Here is a 14,258-nt window from a genome sequence, read left to right as displayed (position 1 = left end):
GGGTGTAGGATTCTCACCTACATTTTCGCTACTCAAGCCGACATTCTCACTTCTGGTTCGTCCACACCTGCTTCCGCTAGTGCTTCTCCCTACGCCAGAACGCTCCCCTACCAATACAATAAATCATATTCCACAGCTTCGGTACACCACTTAGCCCCGTTCATTTTCGGCGCAGCAACGCTTGACCAGTGAGCTATTACGCACTCTTTTAAGGTTGGCTGCTTCTAGGCAAACCTCCTGGTTGTCTCGGCATTCCCACCTCCTTTCTCACTTAGTGGTGATTTGGGGACCTTAGCTGGTGGTCTGGGCTGTTTCCCTCTTGACGATGGAGCTTATCCCCCACCGTCTGACTGGTTGTTCTTCCTCTGGGTATTCAGAGTTTGTCTCGATTTGGTACCGCTCTCGCAGCCCGCACCGAAACAGTGCTTTACCCCCCAGATTTTTCCACAACCGCTGTGCCTCAACACATTTCGGGGAGAACCAGCTAGCTCCGGGTTCGATTGGCATTTCACCCCTAACCACACCTCATCCGCCGATTTTTCAACATCGGTCGGTTCGGACCTTCAATTGGTTTTACCCAAGCTTCATCCTGGACATGGTTAGATCACCCGGGTTCGGGTCTAAAAACAATGACGACTTCGCCCTCTTCAGACTCGCTTTCGCTTGGGCTTCGACATTTTCTGTCTTAACCTGCCATTGCCTTTAACTCGCCGGCTCATGCTTCAACAGGCACGCGGTCATCCGTTTAATCGGACTCCCACTGCTTGTAAGCTGACGGTTTCAGGTTCTGTTTCACTCCCCTTCCGGGGTTCTTTTCACCTTTCCCTCACGGTACTGTTTCTCTATCGGTCACACAGGAGTATTTAGCCTTACCTCGTGGTCGAGGCGGATTCACACGGACTTTCACGGGCTCCGTGCTACTCGGGATTCAGCTAGGCTTTTTGAGTTTTCGACTACGGGACTTTCACCCTCTCTGGTGCAGGTTTCATCTGCTTTGTCTAACTCTCTAAGTCCAGTGTCGCTGTCCCACTACCCCAATCGGTAAACCGACTGGTTTAGGCTGTTTCCCTTTCGCTCACCACTACTCGGGAAATCGCTTTTGCTTTCTTTTCCTCGGGCTACTAAGATGTTTCAGTTCGCCCGGTTCGCTCATGCCCACCTATTTGATTCAGTGGGCTGTTTTTGGGTTGCCCCATTCGGACACCCCCGGCTCGTCGCTCGCTTCCAGCTCCCCGGAGTTTATCGTCGGTCGCCACGTCCTTCTTCGCCTCTGTGTGCCAAGGTTTCCACCGTCAGCCCTTTCTATCTTGACCACTTTCTCTTTTTTAGAGATTTTCTGTTCGTTTCCGAACTCCTGAACACCAGAACTTTTCCGGGTTTCTGATTCCCGGTTCTGGTTTCATTGTTGATCCCTTTTGATTCTTCTATGCAGTTTTCAAGGTTCTGGCTGGAACTTTTTCCAGCATTTACTCTTTCTTCACAGAAAGCTGTAGTGCTGATTTGTTCTAGGAATATTTTTAGTGGAGGTAAGCGGACTCGAACCGCTGACATCTGCCTTGCAAAGGCAGCGCTCTACCAACTGAGCTATACCCCCACATTTTTTAGGTGGGCCATCCTGGACTTGAACCAGGGACCTCACCCTTATCAGGGGTGCGCTCTAACCACCTGAGCTAATAGCCCTTTTTCCGAACTTTAGATACGTTTGAAAGTCTCTTTCTTTCCTAGCACGACCTGGGATGACTTTTGATGGTGCTATTTTTGTTGGATTTGGCACTCTCATCAAAAGTAGGTCTCCCTAAAAGGAGGTGATCCAGCCACACCTTCCGGTACGGCTACCTTGTTACGACTTCACCCCAGTCATCAACCCCGCCTTCGGCACCCTCCTCCCCCGAAAGGGTTAGAGTAATGACTTCGGGCGTGGCTCACTTCCATGGTGTGACGGGCGGTGTGTACAAGGCCCGGGAACGGATTCACCGCAGTATGCTGACCTGCGATTACTAGCGATTCCTCCTTCATGCAGGCGAGTTGCAGCCTGCAATCTGAACTGTGCCAGGGTTTGTGAGATTCGCTCTCCCTCGCGGGTTGGCTGCTCTGTGTCCCTCGCATTGTAGTACGTGTGTCGCCCAGGACGTAAGGGCCATGCTGACTTGACGTCATCCTCACCTTCCTCCGGTTTGTCACCGGCAGTCTCGCTAGAGTTCCCAACTTAATGATGGCAACTAACGACGAGGGTTGCGCTCGTTGCGGGACTTAACCCAACATCTCACGACACGAGCTGACGACAGCCATGCAGCACCTGTCTTCTGGTTCCTTACGGCACTCTCCCCTTTCAAGGAGATTCCAGAGATGTCAAGTCCTGGTAAGGTTCTTCGCGTTGCATCGAATTAAACCACATACTCCACCGCTTGTGCGGGCCCCCGTCAATTCCTTTGAGTTTCACACTTGCGTGCGTACTCCCCAGGCGGGAAACTTAACGCGTTTGCTTCGGCACGGCCCGGGTCGATACAGGCCACACCTAGTTTCCATCGTTTACCGCTAGGACTACTGGGGTATCTAATCCCATTCGCTCCCCTAGCTTTCGTCCCTCAGTGTCAGTTATAGCCCAGCAGAGCGCCTTCGCCACCGGTGTTCTTCCTGATCTCTACGCATTTCACCGCTACACCAGGAATTCCCTCTGCCCCTACTACACTCTAGTCTTCCAGTTTCCACTGCCTTTACGAAGTTAAGCCTCGCTCTTTAACAGCAGACTTGGATGACTACCTACGGACTCTTTACGCCCAATCATTCCGGATAACGCTTGCATCCCCCGTATTACCGCGGCTGCTGGCACGGAGTTAGCCGATGCTTTTTCCTCAGGTACCGTCATTGTGTTCTTCCCTGAGAAAAGGGGTTGACAATCCAAGAACCTTCCTCCCCCACGCGGTCTTGCTCCGTCAGGCTTTCGCCCATTGCGGAAAATTCCCCACTGCTGCCTCCCGTAGGAGTCTGGGCCGTGTCTCAGTCCCAGTGTGGCTGATCATCCTCTCAGACCAGCTACTGATCGTCGCCTTGGTGGGCTCTTACCTCACCAACTAGCTAATCAGACGCAAGCCCCTCTCTAGGCGATTAATCTTTTACCTTTCGGCTCATCCGGGTTTAGCAGTCGTTTCCAACTGTTGTCCCCGTCCTAGAGGCAGGTTCTTACGTGTTACTCACCCGTCCGCCACTAAATCCCTAAGGATTCCGTTCGACTTGCATGTGTTAAGCAGACCGCCAGCGTTCATCCTGAGCCAGGATCAAACTCTCCGTTTTGAAGAATCTGTTAGCTCTTCTGTTGACTAATTTAATTAGTCATGTTATTTTTGAGTCATCAACTTTACAGTTGACTCCTCGTTTAGTTTTTTGACTAGGAGTTTGTAAATTCGACTTTCAAACGTATTCTTTTTTCTAGGTTCGGCGCGCTCTCGTCGCTTTCGTTTCTCAAGCGCATTTACTAATTTATCTAATCTGCTCTGGTTTGTCAAGCTTTTTTTGAGGTTTTTTTGTTTTTTTTTTGAAATCCTTGTACCATCAGACTTTCAGACGATTGCTTCTTTCAATATTTATATGGAAAGGATGGAAATTTTTTTGAGACTGGTTTTGGCAGTTGACTTTTATAAGAAATGGTAGGGGGGTAGAGCATCCCCAAGGCTTAACTGCCAATGGTGGGACTGGCTTTGCCATTGGTTGAATTGGTCTTGTAGTTGGAGGGTTTGGGTTTGGTCAATCAATATATAGATGCGTTCTCGGTTGGGTTGGCTGTCGGCGAAACGGTTTTCTGGATAGGTTTGGCTAATGGTGCCAACTAGCTCTTGCCATTCTTGGGCTTGTTGCTGTTGATATTCCAGTTGACGCTGATGGAATTGTTTTTTGCCTAAGAAGTAGTCTCGCCCTCTCTGGGGGGACGAGTTTATGGAGTTGGGTTGAGTAAGAACTGGGGTGGGTTCGAGAGGAATTCCCTGTAAACAATACTCGGTCTTATGTTGGAATTGCTCTAGTTTTTGCAAGTAGTCCTGTTGATGTAGGGCTAAATGCTCGGAAAGTGCTATGTCAGAAGGAAAACAAATGCCAAAGCGTAGCGGTAAGAGGGTGGTTTGTTCGAAAACGGAACGGATAATTTGATCATGAATTAAAATAGCTTGTATTAATTGTTCATCGGTATCTGGGAGGTCTTGAGCTTTTAAATCAGTTTCTACCAAGGCGGATAATCCTTGAAAATTGATAATTTCTAAACAACCTCTGATCCCAGAAGAAAGTTTAAGGGGTGATATGGGTGTTTTGAAAAAAGCATAAGTGTACATTTGAGTCACCAGTTATGAGTGTAAAAGTTTCATTTGAAAGCTAATGACTATAAATTAAGTCTTAACTGTTTCAGGACTTACGCACAAGACCAAAGAAACCGGGTTTCTGACCCTGATTTTGCGGATGAAATCGGTGAGTTCTCGTTCATAAACCCGGTTTGTGCGTAAGTCCGATGTTTAAGAATCCTTGATGATTAGAAATGACTTAAAACTGATTTTTTACTGATGACTGATTGGGAATCCATTCAAAATCAAAGCTGAGTTGGGCAAATCCAGATTTCCAAGGAATAGATAGTGTTAAATTTTCATGGGAATTACCCCAATCTATTTTGACTCCTTTGATCCAACTTTTAAGTTCAGGAGTGGTTTCTAATAAATTAATGATTTGCATTTTTAAAAATTCTAGTGATTGAGGAAATCGACACCATTCATGGTCATCTGACTGGATAATCGAGTTAGAGATAAGGAGATTTATGTCAAATTTCAGAGGTTGGCTGCTGGCAATATCTACTTCCCAAGAATCGTTTAGAAATTCGGCATTTAAAACTGCTAATAATCTCAAGTGTCCGGTTTGCCAAACCAATCCAGGTTGCAGGACTTTGGCTTTAATTCCACTAATAAGTTGCATAATATTATAACTGCTTTTAACCATCTGCCATAGCAATCTTAGGGATAATTCTGTTAGTGGTATTTCAGGTTGAAGACGCATCAAACTGGAAGGAGATTGGGGACTGTAAATAATATCAACTAATTCATCTGCAATTTCAATTAAGTCGATTAAAGAGGAATGTTCGGCTTGAAGATCAAGATTTGAAATGGGTTCGGCAGAAAGGTTCAGATTATAGGATTGTTTTTGTTGTTTAAGCCAGTGTAAACCATGATTTTGGATTTGGTTTTGAATATAAGGTTCAATGATTCCTGGGTCAGTTAGTCGAATTTGTGTTTTGAATAAAGACGCCTGAGAAACGGAAGCTAGGATCGAATATTCAACATTTTGAATGGGTGTATGGATAAAAAGTTCTTCGTCTTTTTGGTCATTTTCTAGCGAATAATAAAAGGGACTGACTTCTGATGTTTCAGGGTCAGCAATAAATTGAAATCCCATCTTTATGTGGATTTGACTTGATTCCCATTGACTTTTTGGATAAATAATTTCAGTGTTGATGGGATCATTAAAAAAATTAATTTGATTAAAACTATCTTGAAGGTTATGGGTAATTTGTGTTAATAAAGATTGAACTTCTAAAGGATGTTGACATAGGGAACAGTCATTAGATTGAACATAGGCTTCAGTCGGAATCAAGGGAGGAGGAAAAAAACTGGTTGCCAGATCGATTGAACTCTCTAGATTTTCTGTTTTAATAATTAAACTGGCAACTAATCTTAATTTTCCAGGTGTCCAATCTTGATTAGGTAATAAAATTTCAGCATTAATTCCGGTTAAAAGTCGCATAAATTGATAGGAAGTCTGGGATAAATTCCATAATAATTGAGGAACTAATGTATTAAGAAATAAAATAACTGGGGGCTGGAGCAGGGGAGCAGGGGAAGTAAAATATTCCCCATTCGTAATTCGTAATTCGCAATTCGTAATTCCCCTATAAGCTGTTAATACTTCAGAAACTTCTTCTATAACATAAGGAATGAGGTTTTCAGGGGTTTGGGGTAAATTGCTTGGCCAGGCTCCATTAGGAGATCGCAAATGAGCAAGAATTTGAATCAATTCTTGCATGGCTTGGACTAAATTAGCGGGAATTTCAGGAGAGTTAGAGATAGAATTAAAGGAAACTAAATCAATAAATTTAATTAGGGTTTGATCGAGAAAATCATCTAGGTTTTGAGGTTGGGTTGTTGATGATTTTTCAATAGTATTTATTGTGATTTCTACGGAATCAATTGATTCTATTAATGGATTGTTATTCATAGGTCTTGCTCAAGATTAATAGATTTTACAAAGTGTAAGTCACCCTGGGGTTCGGAAGCGGTGAGAATTGCTAAACCTGTTTTTCCCCAAGAGGTTATGGCTTGAGGATGAACAGGGCCAAGATAATCTCCTAACAATTTTCCTTCTAAATTAAAGAAGGTATATTTTCCCTCTTTATCTACTATAACATATCCCCAGGAGGTAGCGCAAGCGATGGTGGGCGGAGAGTTTAAGGAGATGCGAATAATACTTAAGGGCTTTAGGTGTAAAAGAATAAGCTGAGGTTGATCATCGCATCCAATACCCAATACAGTATAGGGTTGAGGAGTGGGAATGATTTGTTTTAAAGGAATGAATAATTTAAGGTTGCCAATGGGGGTTCCTCGGCGGGTATAAACCCTGAGCAACGTGCAGTTTTTTTGTTTGAAGTTTAGCCAAACTCCGAGTAAATATCTACGGTCTAAAAATATAAGTTCTGGAATTTGAGGAACAGAAAGAGATAATTTTTTAATAAGTTTTAAAGCGGGAGAACCCTGTTTATCCGTAAGGGAATAAAATCGTAATTGTCCCGAAAAAGCTAAAGCCATATAATGACTCTTTGGTTCAATGGCAACTCTATATAATAAATCTTTATGTGAAGCTATATTTAAAGGATTTAAAGGATGGTTTTTTTCTGCTTTAACTTGATTAGAGTCTTGTGATTCTTGATCATAAGATGTATGAGATTGAATCGCACTTAAATTCAATAAGGATTTAGGATTGTCTTGAAAATTAGTCGCATAATAAATTTTATTTTTGGTCATCACACAACACCCATTTCTCATCATTTGCATGGCTAAAATCGGTTCTGGGAAATGAATTGGATTTTGAGCAATAACCTGAGTTTCTTCAGGAGGGGGAGAAGACCAAATTTTTAATGTTTGACCAAACGCTGTATAAAGATAGGGAAAATTAGTAATACAATTTAGGGGGAATTTGGAATTTCCAACGGAATATAATGGAATAGAATGATCAACTGATAAAGTTAGATTAGAAATCTGAGCTTTGGAGAATTGTTCGTCTTCGGGGGAATCAGGAAATTTCCCCAAAATAATAGAGTTAGCTAGACTTTGAATTTGAGGATTAACTATGGCTGTTTGCAATGCTTCTGCCATCTCTGCTGCGGTTTTATAGCGACGGGCTGGGAGTTTTTCTAAGGCTTTTTGAATGATTGTTTGTAGGGCTTCAGGAATCTCTGTAGACATCTCTAACCGCTGATTTAAGTGGGCTGACATCAACTCACCGGGTAACCCATGAAAGGGGCGATCGCCCACCAATAGTTCAAATAAGACAACCCCCACCGCATAAATATCTGATCGAGGAGAATAAATACCATAAAATCTTTCTGGAGCCATGTAAGCAGGAGATCCTCCAGTAAAAGTGGGGGGCTTTTCTGAAGAGGACAGTTTTCCAGCTATGGGAAGACGGCGAGCAATGCCAAAGTCTGATAATTTTGGATGCCACCCTTGGGATTTGAGGGTGAGTAGGATATTTTCAGGTTTAATATCACAGTGAATAATACCCCGTTGATGGGCGTAGTCTAAACCCTCTAAAACGCCGATGATCAAGTTTAATGCTTCTTGTAGACGTAGAGAATTCTGTTGTTCGACAAGATGACGAAGTGTTCCTCCTTCACAATATTCCATGACTAAATAGCGTCCGGTCTGGATGTGTTCAAGACCTAGACAAGCGGCAATATTAGGATGTTGTAGACTGATAATAAACCATAGTTCTTGTAAAAATTGGTGAGTAGGGGCGCTTTGATGACTCAGTTCCTTCAGAGCTACGAGTTTTCCAGTACGGCGATCGCTGGCACAGTAAACCTTACCAAACTGGCCTTGTCCTACTAACCCTAAAATTCGGTATCGAGAAGCCTGCATGGTGTGTTTTAGACCGCCTCGTTAATTCCCTATCCTATAGTATATGGGTATTACTGACAAATTAACCTTATCCAGTAACCAGGGGTGTTTATGTTTTCGACCGTTGAATCAGACTCTACAACACCAGTTACAGGGCCAGCCCCAACTAAAATCATTCAATCTCAAAATCAGTATCGCACTTGTCGGATCAAGGTGCCGGATTTGGAGCAACCTGTTCCCGCGGTTTGTGTTGATCAGGAATACTACAGTTTTTTTAAGGCGGTAGAGAATGCTGAGAAAACTTTAGAAATCGTTGCTAAACTGGGAAAGGTCGGAGACAGCACTGTCATTACTAAAACTCCAAAAGGTTATGCAATTTGGGTGCAAGAGCCTAATGCTCAACTTCATCGCTCTTAAGGCTTGAATTTGTTATGAAAATAACAGGGGAGATGAAAAACGAGCCTGTATAAGGATACTGAAACTGTTAATGTGCCAGAATAATGGGACGTTAATGTCCCTGAAATTTTGAATCTAACTGCTAACTTGTGCAATCTACATTTGATTCTCTAATCTAAACAAATGGCTAAAATACTTCGACTGGAACCGATTTGCGGAAGAAATGGCAGTTCAGACTAATTCTAATTTGCTTTCGGCATTGATGACCAAGGAACTTCATGTTCTGAAAGAATGCGGGGGGCGGGGAATGTGTGCCACCTGTCATGTTTTTATTAAGGATGGCATGGATGGTTTATCTAAAGTCAGCCGCCGTGAACAAAGAACCTTAGAAGTGATTACAACGGCTAAACCTAATTCCCGTTTGGCCTGTCAAGCTCATGTTCTTGGGGAGGGTATTGTTGTTGAGTTACCCTCTGGGATGTATATTGATGCCATCGAAGATATAGAATCTTTAGTCGGGCGACGAGCAGAACAGGAACTTCTACATCCTATTACTGGGGAAGTGGTTGTGGAAACTGGAAAACTAATCACTCGATCAATTCTGAATCAATTGAAAGAAACTCGTTTACAAGTGGGCGAATATTTAGCTCGAACTCGGAATGCGAAAGATGAGTAATAAACAGTTATAGCAGGGAACAGGCTGCGTCGTGAGCTTGTCGAACGAGAACAGGGAACGCCGGATCTCGGAGGAAAAGACTTCACCGTCTAGCTTTGCTGCATCACTCTTTGTCCTAATAGGTCTGGCGACTGCTATATCAGTTATCAGTCAACAGTTATCAGTAGAAAATAATCTATTTTTACCTATAATTGAAATGAATTACAATACTTTATGCAAAAAAAGACCTTCATAAAATTCCTTTACTTTTAAGAGTTATAAACTTTTCCATTCGGTAATGTAGCTCCATGTAACTTTGCACCCTTAATTTCGGCATTGGCTAGAATTGCCCCCTTTAAAATTGCCCCTCTTAAATCAGCCCCGCTCAAATTAGCTCCCATTAAATTCGCATCGGCTAAGTTAGCATTACCCAGATGACTATTTCTTAAATCGGCATTAATTAGACAAGATTTACTCAAATTAGCAGAACTTAAATTACTGGCATTTAAGTTAGCATCCATTAATAAAGCACCTTCCAAGTTGGCTTCACTTAAATATGCCCCCGCTAAATTGATTCCCGTTAATAATTTTTGTCTTAAATCAATTCCGCCCAAATCCGCCCCACTCAAATTAATTCCACTTAAATGAGCACCATTTAAACAGACATTCCTCAGATAAGTTTTGCTCAAATTGGCTTTACTCAGATTAGCACGAGTTAAGTTAGCTTCATTGAGATCGGCTTCTAATAAAGTTGCAGAATTAAGAAAAGCATCGGTTAAATCAGCGTGTCTTAAATTAGTTTTTAACATTTGGGCCTTGGTTAAATCAGCCCCGGTGCAATTAGCTCCACTTAAATTAGCTCGGACAATAATAGCTTGAGTCAAATCTGCACCGGATAAATCTACATCTTTCAAATTAGCCTGGGTTAAATCCGTGTTTTTCAAGATCGCTTGATGGAGATTCGCCTTAATTAAATAGGCTTTAACTAAACAGGCTTGAGTCAAAATCGCTTGTATGAGAATTGCAGAACTAAAATCAGCGCCTTTGAGATTGCAATGATTCAGATCCGCCTCTTGCAAATTTGCCCAATTCAGGTGAGAGCCTTCGAGGTTAACCCGACTCAGGTTCGCTCCGGTTAGAATCGTGCCACTGAGACTGGCTCCACTGAGATTAGCCCCGGTTAAATTGGCTCCAGTCAAATTAGCCTTACTGAGATTAACTAGACTGAGATGGGCTTCGCTTAAGTCAGCATTACTTAAATCGACACCAATTAAATGCGGTCGATTTTGGGGTTCTCGAATATTAGCCAAACCCATAGTTGGTATGGTATTGGGTCGATAAGAATTGGTACTTAGAATCATACCTCGCAGACTTACGCCCTTAAAATCCCGTTCTCCATCTCCATATCGACTCAGCAGTTCAATCGCATCCATGGGTTAAACCTAATACGAATTATGAATTACGAATTAATATTCTCGTAATTTGTAACTCTTAATTTTTAATTCTTAATTAATTAATATTTCATGCCAGTGATTTCAGAATAGTGTCATGATCTTTCCCCTGATCTACTAAGGCTTCGACTGATTGTAAACGATTACTCAAACCGAGAATAAATTGGTTAGAATCTGCACCCATGGACTCACAGGTTGTTTGAACACAATGGAGGTCTCGTCCGGTTAATCGACTAAAAAAGGAGCTAAAAATTCCAGCTTCCAAAAAACAAACAGGTCGGTTCCAGTCCTTAGCAACACTAGCAAAGGGGGAATTTTTGGTAATCAAGATCAAAAATCCGGTGTTAGTATATTGGGCATCCAAATCAAATGTTCCCCAACCATGGGTTTTCCAACATTGTTGTAAACATTGAATGAATTCGATCATTTCCATTTGCGCCACAGTTTTGTCATAATATTCGCTGATTTCTTCACAAAAACGGACATAAAAATTTTTTCCCCACCAGCGACCACAATTGAATAAGACTAAGCGGGTGGCTTGACCTGTTTCTTGTTCTAATCCGGTATAAATTGCTTCAAGGAAGGTTGAGGGAAGACCTAGTAAACGACCTCCGAGGCGATTTTCTAGTAAGCCCAATTCCAGATCCCCTTTCACATAAGCATCATAAGCAAAATAGTTGCCCGGAAGTTGAGGTTTAATTAGTAAATTGTTGATTTCAATCATGATTTAAACAGGTGATATTGACGGTTGATAGTTAACCGAATCGCGGTTGTGATGAACAGATATTTTTTTACCAGGGTTTCCATAAAAGTGCTAATCAGAATCAATTAACTCTTTTTTATTCAAGGTTTTAGCAAGTAACTTTTAACTTGTTCTAGGAATGGTTGGATAAAAACCATTGCCTTTGCCGAGAGCAATTCATTTAAACGGGTATTAAGCAATTGGTAGACTTGAGTATCAATTGCTTGGGTATTATGGGCTTGAACTATACCTGATAACCAATCAATCACCCGTCGCTGAAGGTATTCTGAATCATTTAATAACATCGCCATTGCACTATGGCGCAAAATCAGAATCCATTGTTGTAAAACCTGTTCTAAGCGTTCTTGTTTTTCCTGGGGAAATATAACTGAAATTTGATCGGCAACAGGCTGAAAAATCACCACTTCTCGATCACGAAGAAATTCATAAATTTTTAATCGTTGGGCTAAAGTTTCTGAATAGCTCTTAAAACCCAGCAATTCTTCGGTTTGAAGATAGCGATTTTCCGCTTTGACTAATAATTGATTTAATTCAGCTTGCATAGTAATCAGTAATCAGTAATCAGTAATCAGTAATCAGTGTAAGAATTGAGTAATGGGTAATGAGTAATGGGTAATGGGTTTAAGAATTGATTGTTTACCTATTGCCGATTACCTACTACCCATTGCCTGTTTCTTTACCCATTACCCATTACCTGTTAAAATAAACCCATTAAATCGTCGATGGTAACATCAAGTTGATCCGGGGTATTAGAAGCAGCAGCAGGTATAATCGGCATAACTCCGACCTGGGGAACTCCTTCCCAATCAATCCGTTGAAAAAAATCAGCGACGGATAGGGTTAAATTGGACTGTGATGAAGTAGTCGGATGACTCTTTTCTACCCTCGCGGGTGTACCTAACCAGTTAAGATTACTGAAAAAGTCTTGAACAGATTCACTGAGCCAACCCGGGGGATTATTCATCGCAAGACCGCTCCATCCTGTAATTTTCGCTGAATATCCCTGGCGGTGGCTCCTTCATTCAGCCAAAAACCCGCAGCATCAATCCGGTCTGGGTTTCCCAAAAGAAACTTACAATAGGTTTCTCCCATGGAATAACATTGCAGTTCGATACAACTTAGGCTTTTTTTAACCAGATTACTAAAAAATCCAGCAAATAATCCAGCATAGATATGACAAACGGGTTTGCCCACATCGCCTAAAGTCCGGGCAACGGCTGAGTCAAATAGGTTAATAAAGATACAGCCATGTTTGCGATCGCTCATGTCCACTTCCCAGCGTCCCCAACCTTGGGCAGTAAAAGGCCACCACCAAGTTTCTAAGAGAAACATCAGGTTAGACTGTCGAATACTTTGGCCATATTCGGCCTCATACCACTGCTGGAAAAAGATAGCATCCTTAACGCCCCATTCTTTGCCAATGGTATACATGATTACCGAGGAGGCGCTACCGACTTCTTCCTCTAATCCTTCGACCAAACCGATGATAAAATCTTCACTGGTAAAGATATTTCGCATTTGATTCCAGTCTGTGACCGTACCCATAGACGGATCAAAGCTGAAAAAATCTTGAAATCGATAATGATTATGGGCTTTAGGATTACTTATTTTGAGTTTGGATTGATGCTCAACAGGATGTTGAGGGGCGGCGCTTGAAGCCATTAGCTGCATACTCCTTTTTAATCGACAGGGTTTAAAACTGGGGTCAAATTTCTCAACCTAGGACTGACAAATACTAGGAAACAGGGAACACCGGATCTGGGAATAGGGGGAAAAGACTTCATCTTTTGCCTCTTACCTCTTGCCCCTTTCTTCGGTCAATTCAAGTTATAGGGGATTAATTCTCCTGGCGGCGGTTCTGAGTCAATTTGATTAATGCACCTGTTGTATCTAATTTAACTCGATTCTTTGCCATGAAGCACTACATTTTTTGAAACTCACTGACAGATAGGGAAATCAACACCACTTTTGAGGGGAGTGGGTATCAGATTTTGGAATTGATTTTTGTTTAAGTCGCCTTATGTTCAAAAATTAAATCAAGAGGAAGTTGGCGATCGCTCACCCACTTCCTCTGAGCAATTAAACGTTGACATCCACCCCGCCGTAAACGGACGGGGATTCCTCACCACGCCACCTTTTTAGGATGGTCGCTGAATGGGGATAAGGTAGATTGCTATCAAGATATTGTAGTTGATACTCCCCAGGGCTGAAGCCACGGGGATTCTTGAATGAATCCGAAAACTCTCAAAGGCGCTATCAAATCACCTCTACACGCTCAAAACAACTACCCTTATAAAAGATATTGCAATTGCGCTTACTTTTAAATTGTGTTTGTTTTCATAGACCATCACAACGCCAGATAGGTACGCTTCACACTCTGCCATTACTTGTCAGTTATACAGGCTTACTACTCCTCAAGGAGTGTGGTGGCTCACTGTGCCGGGATTTCTCCGATACTAGAGTGTTTCAACACGCAGATGGTTGTTTTACTTACGATCTATTCTAACTCAACTTTTCAATCAGTTAGATCAGGAAATATTGAAGGCGGTTGAAACCGCAGCCACTTTCCTCCCCATGTCTAAAGCCAGGGGCTTCTCGCTCGTTTTTTGGTGAGCATCCCCAAAACTACTTGATCAGAACTGTCAATATCTTGCGATCGCGGTTGACAAGCCAATCCCAAAGCAAACAAACCAAAGCCAGCTACCCGACCTACCACAGTCCCGATACCAGAAACCCCATCCCCTAACAACAACATAGCGACATCCGAAGGAGCGATGATTAGGGCTAAACCTGTGAGTATTTCGAGAGCAGATGCTAGACCGAGCAGCTTTTTGATCATGATTTTTCTTGCT

12 protein-coding genes, 2 tRNA genes and 2 rRNA genes (1 of these 16 cut by a window edge) are annotated in these 14,258 nt (G+C 42.4%); 3 read left to right on the top strand and 13 right to left on the bottom strand.

Annotated features, from left to right (window positions below; genetic code table 11):
- From NMG88_RS08475 to NMG88_RS08445, 7 genes are all read right to left on the bottom strand, one after another.
- Positions 1-1,313: ribosomal RNA gene (locus tag NMG88_RS08475) — 23S ribosomal RNA — on the bottom strand (it extends 1,574 nt beyond the left edge of the window).
- Positions 1,314-1,521: 208 nt separating this feature from the next.
- Positions 1,522-1,594: transfer RNA gene (locus NMG88_RS08470), tRNA-Ala, on the bottom strand.
- A gap of 12 nt (positions 1,595-1,606) precedes the next feature.
- A tRNA-Ile gene (locus tag NMG88_RS08465) sits at positions 1,607-1,680 on the bottom strand.
- Positions 1,681-1,798: 118 nt separating this feature from the next.
- Positions 1,799-3,291, bottom strand: a 16S ribosomal RNA gene (locus NMG88_RS08460).
- The 16S and 23S rRNA genes sit together here with 2 tRNA genes alongside, the layout of an rRNA operon.
- Before the next feature lie 341 nt (positions 3,292-3,632).
- Positions 3,633-4,319 carry a GvpL/GvpF family gas vesicle protein gene (locus NMG88_RS08455; RefSeq protein ID WP_227382547.1) on the bottom strand — a complete coding sequence of 229 codons (687 nt, stop codon included), beginning with the start codon at positions 4,317-4,319 and terminating at the stop codon, positions 3,633-3,635.
- Positions 4,320-4,524: 205 nt separating this feature from the next.
- Complete coding sequence (locus tag NMG88_RS08450) at positions 4,525-6,243, bottom strand: hypothetical protein (RefSeq protein WP_026797055.1); 1,719 nt, start codon at positions 6,241-6,243, stop codon at positions 4,525-4,527.
- A complete protein-coding gene (locus NMG88_RS08445) occupies positions 6,240-8,162 on the bottom strand; it encodes a serine/threonine protein kinase (RefSeq protein ID WP_214560919.1) in 1,923 nt (640 codons plus the stop codon). The genes NMG88_RS08450 and NMG88_RS08445 overlap by 4 nt, the downstream gene beginning before the upstream one ends.
- Positions 8,163-8,252: 90 nt before the next feature.
- Between NMG88_RS08445 and NMG88_RS08440 the strand changes: the two genes are divergently transcribed.
- Positions 8,253-8,558, top strand: coding sequence for a hypothetical protein (locus tag NMG88_RS08440; protein WP_026788752.1), 306 nt, complete (start codon positions 8,253-8,255; stop codon positions 8,556-8,558).
- Between the two features lie 202 nt (positions 8,559-8,760).
- Entirely contained in the window at positions 8,761-9,213 is a 453-nt protein-coding gene (locus tag NMG88_RS08435) for a 2Fe-2S iron-sulfur cluster-binding protein (RefSeq protein WP_346732945.1), read from the top strand.
- Between the two features lie 248 nt (positions 9,214-9,461).
- On the opposite strand, the gene NMG88_RS08430 is transcribed toward NMG88_RS08435, so the two are convergent.
- The 5 genes from NMG88_RS08430 to NMG88_RS08410 all read right to left on the bottom strand — a co-directional run bounded on the left by NMG88_RS08430 (position 9,462) and on the right by NMG88_RS08410 (position 13,068).
- On the bottom strand, positions 9,462-10,625 hold the full coding sequence (locus NMG88_RS08430) for a pentapeptide repeat-containing protein (RefSeq protein WP_042153451.1): 1,164 nt from the start codon (positions 10,623-10,625) through the stop codon (positions 9,462-9,464).
- 88 nt (positions 10,626-10,713) lie between these two features.
- Positions 10,714-11,367, bottom strand: coding sequence for a V4R domain-containing protein (locus tag NMG88_RS08425; protein WP_042153448.1), 654 nt, complete (start codon positions 11,365-11,367; stop codon positions 10,714-10,716).
- A gap of 119 nt (positions 11,368-11,486) precedes the next feature.
- The gene (locus tag NMG88_RS08420; protein WP_026794598.1) at positions 11,487-11,948 is read right to left on the bottom strand and encodes a globin family protein; all 462 of its coding nucleotides are present in this window, start codon (positions 11,946-11,948) and stop codon (positions 11,487-11,489) included.
- A gap of 155 nt (positions 11,949-12,103) precedes the next feature.
- Positions 12,104-12,370 (bottom strand): hypothetical protein, encoded by a 267-nt coding sequence (locus tag NMG88_RS08415; RefSeq protein ID WP_026788758.1) that lies wholly within the window; start codon positions 12,368-12,370, stop codon positions 12,104-12,106.
- Positions 12,367-13,068, bottom strand: coding sequence for a V4R domain-containing protein (locus tag NMG88_RS08410; protein WP_254035314.1), 702 nt, complete (start codon positions 13,066-13,068; stop codon positions 12,367-12,369). Before NMG88_RS08410 ends, NMG88_RS08415 begins: the two co-directional genes overlap by 4 nt.
- Before the next feature lie 342 nt (positions 13,069-13,410).
- On the opposite strand from NMG88_RS08410, the gene NMG88_RS08405 reads away from it, so the two are divergent.
- Entirely contained in the window at positions 13,411-13,548 is a 138-nt protein-coding gene (locus NMG88_RS08405; RefSeq protein ID WP_158442140.1) for a hypothetical protein, read from the top strand.
- A gap of 436 nt (positions 13,549-13,984) precedes the next feature.
- On the opposite strand, the gene NMG88_RS08400 is transcribed toward NMG88_RS08405, so the two are convergent.
- Positions 13,985-14,245 carry a hypothetical protein gene (locus tag NMG88_RS08400; protein WP_043938854.1) on the bottom strand — a complete coding sequence of 87 codons (261 nt, stop codon included), beginning with the start codon at positions 14,243-14,245 and terminating at the stop codon, positions 13,985-13,987.
- Positions 14,246-14,258 lie beyond the last annotated feature (13 nt).

Source organism: Planktothrix agardhii (assembly GCF_904830935.1).
Lineage (GTDB): Bacteria > Cyanobacteriota > Cyanobacteriia > Cyanobacteriales > Microcoleaceae > Planktothrix > Planktothrix agardhii.
This window is presented reverse-complemented; position numbering and strand designations above follow the sequence as displayed.

Excerpts from the sequence above, each read along its gene's own strand:
- NMG88_RS08435 (WP_346732945.1), top strand. The coding sequence starts at position 8,761 with ATGGCAGTTCAGACTAATTCTAATTTGCTTTCGGCATTGATGACCAAG.
- NMG88_RS08400 (WP_043938854.1), bottom strand. The coding sequence starts at position 14,245 with ATGATCAAAAAGCTGCTCGGTCTAGCATCTGCTCTCGAAATACTCACA.
- NMG88_RS08445 (WP_214560919.1), bottom strand. The coding sequence starts at position 8,162 with ATGCAGGCTTCTCGATACCGAATTTTAGGGTTAGTAGGACAAGGCCAG.
- NMG88_RS08440 (WP_026788752.1), top strand. The coding sequence starts at position 8,253 with ATGTTTTCGACCGTTGAATCAGACTCTACAACACCAGTTACAGGGCCA.
- NMG88_RS08450 (WP_026797055.1), bottom strand. The coding sequence starts at position 6,243 with ATGAATAACAATCCATTAATAGAATCAATTGATTCCGTAGAAATCACA.
- NMG88_RS08430 (WP_042153451.1), bottom strand. The coding sequence starts at position 10,625 with ATGGATGCGATTGAACTGCTGAGTCGATATGGAGATGGAGAACGGGAT.
- NMG88_RS08420 (WP_026794598.1), bottom strand. The coding sequence starts at position 11,948 with ATGCAAGCTGAATTAAATCAATTATTAGTCAAAGCGGAAAATCGCTAT.
- NMG88_RS08455 (WP_227382547.1), bottom strand. The coding sequence starts at position 4,319 with ATGTACACTTATGCTTTTTTCAAAACACCCATATCACCCCTTAAACTT.
- NMG88_RS08415 (WP_026788758.1), bottom strand. The coding sequence starts at position 12,370 with ATGAATAATCCCCCGGGTTGGCTCAGTGAATCTGTTCAAGACTTTTTC.
- NMG88_RS08425 (WP_042153448.1), bottom strand. The coding sequence starts at position 11,367 with ATGATTGAAATCAACAATTTACTAATTAAACCTCAACTTCCGGGCAAC.
- NMG88_RS08410 (WP_254035314.1), bottom strand. The coding sequence starts at position 13,068 with ATGGCTTCAAGCGCCGCCCCTCAACATCCTGTTGAGCATCAATCCAAA.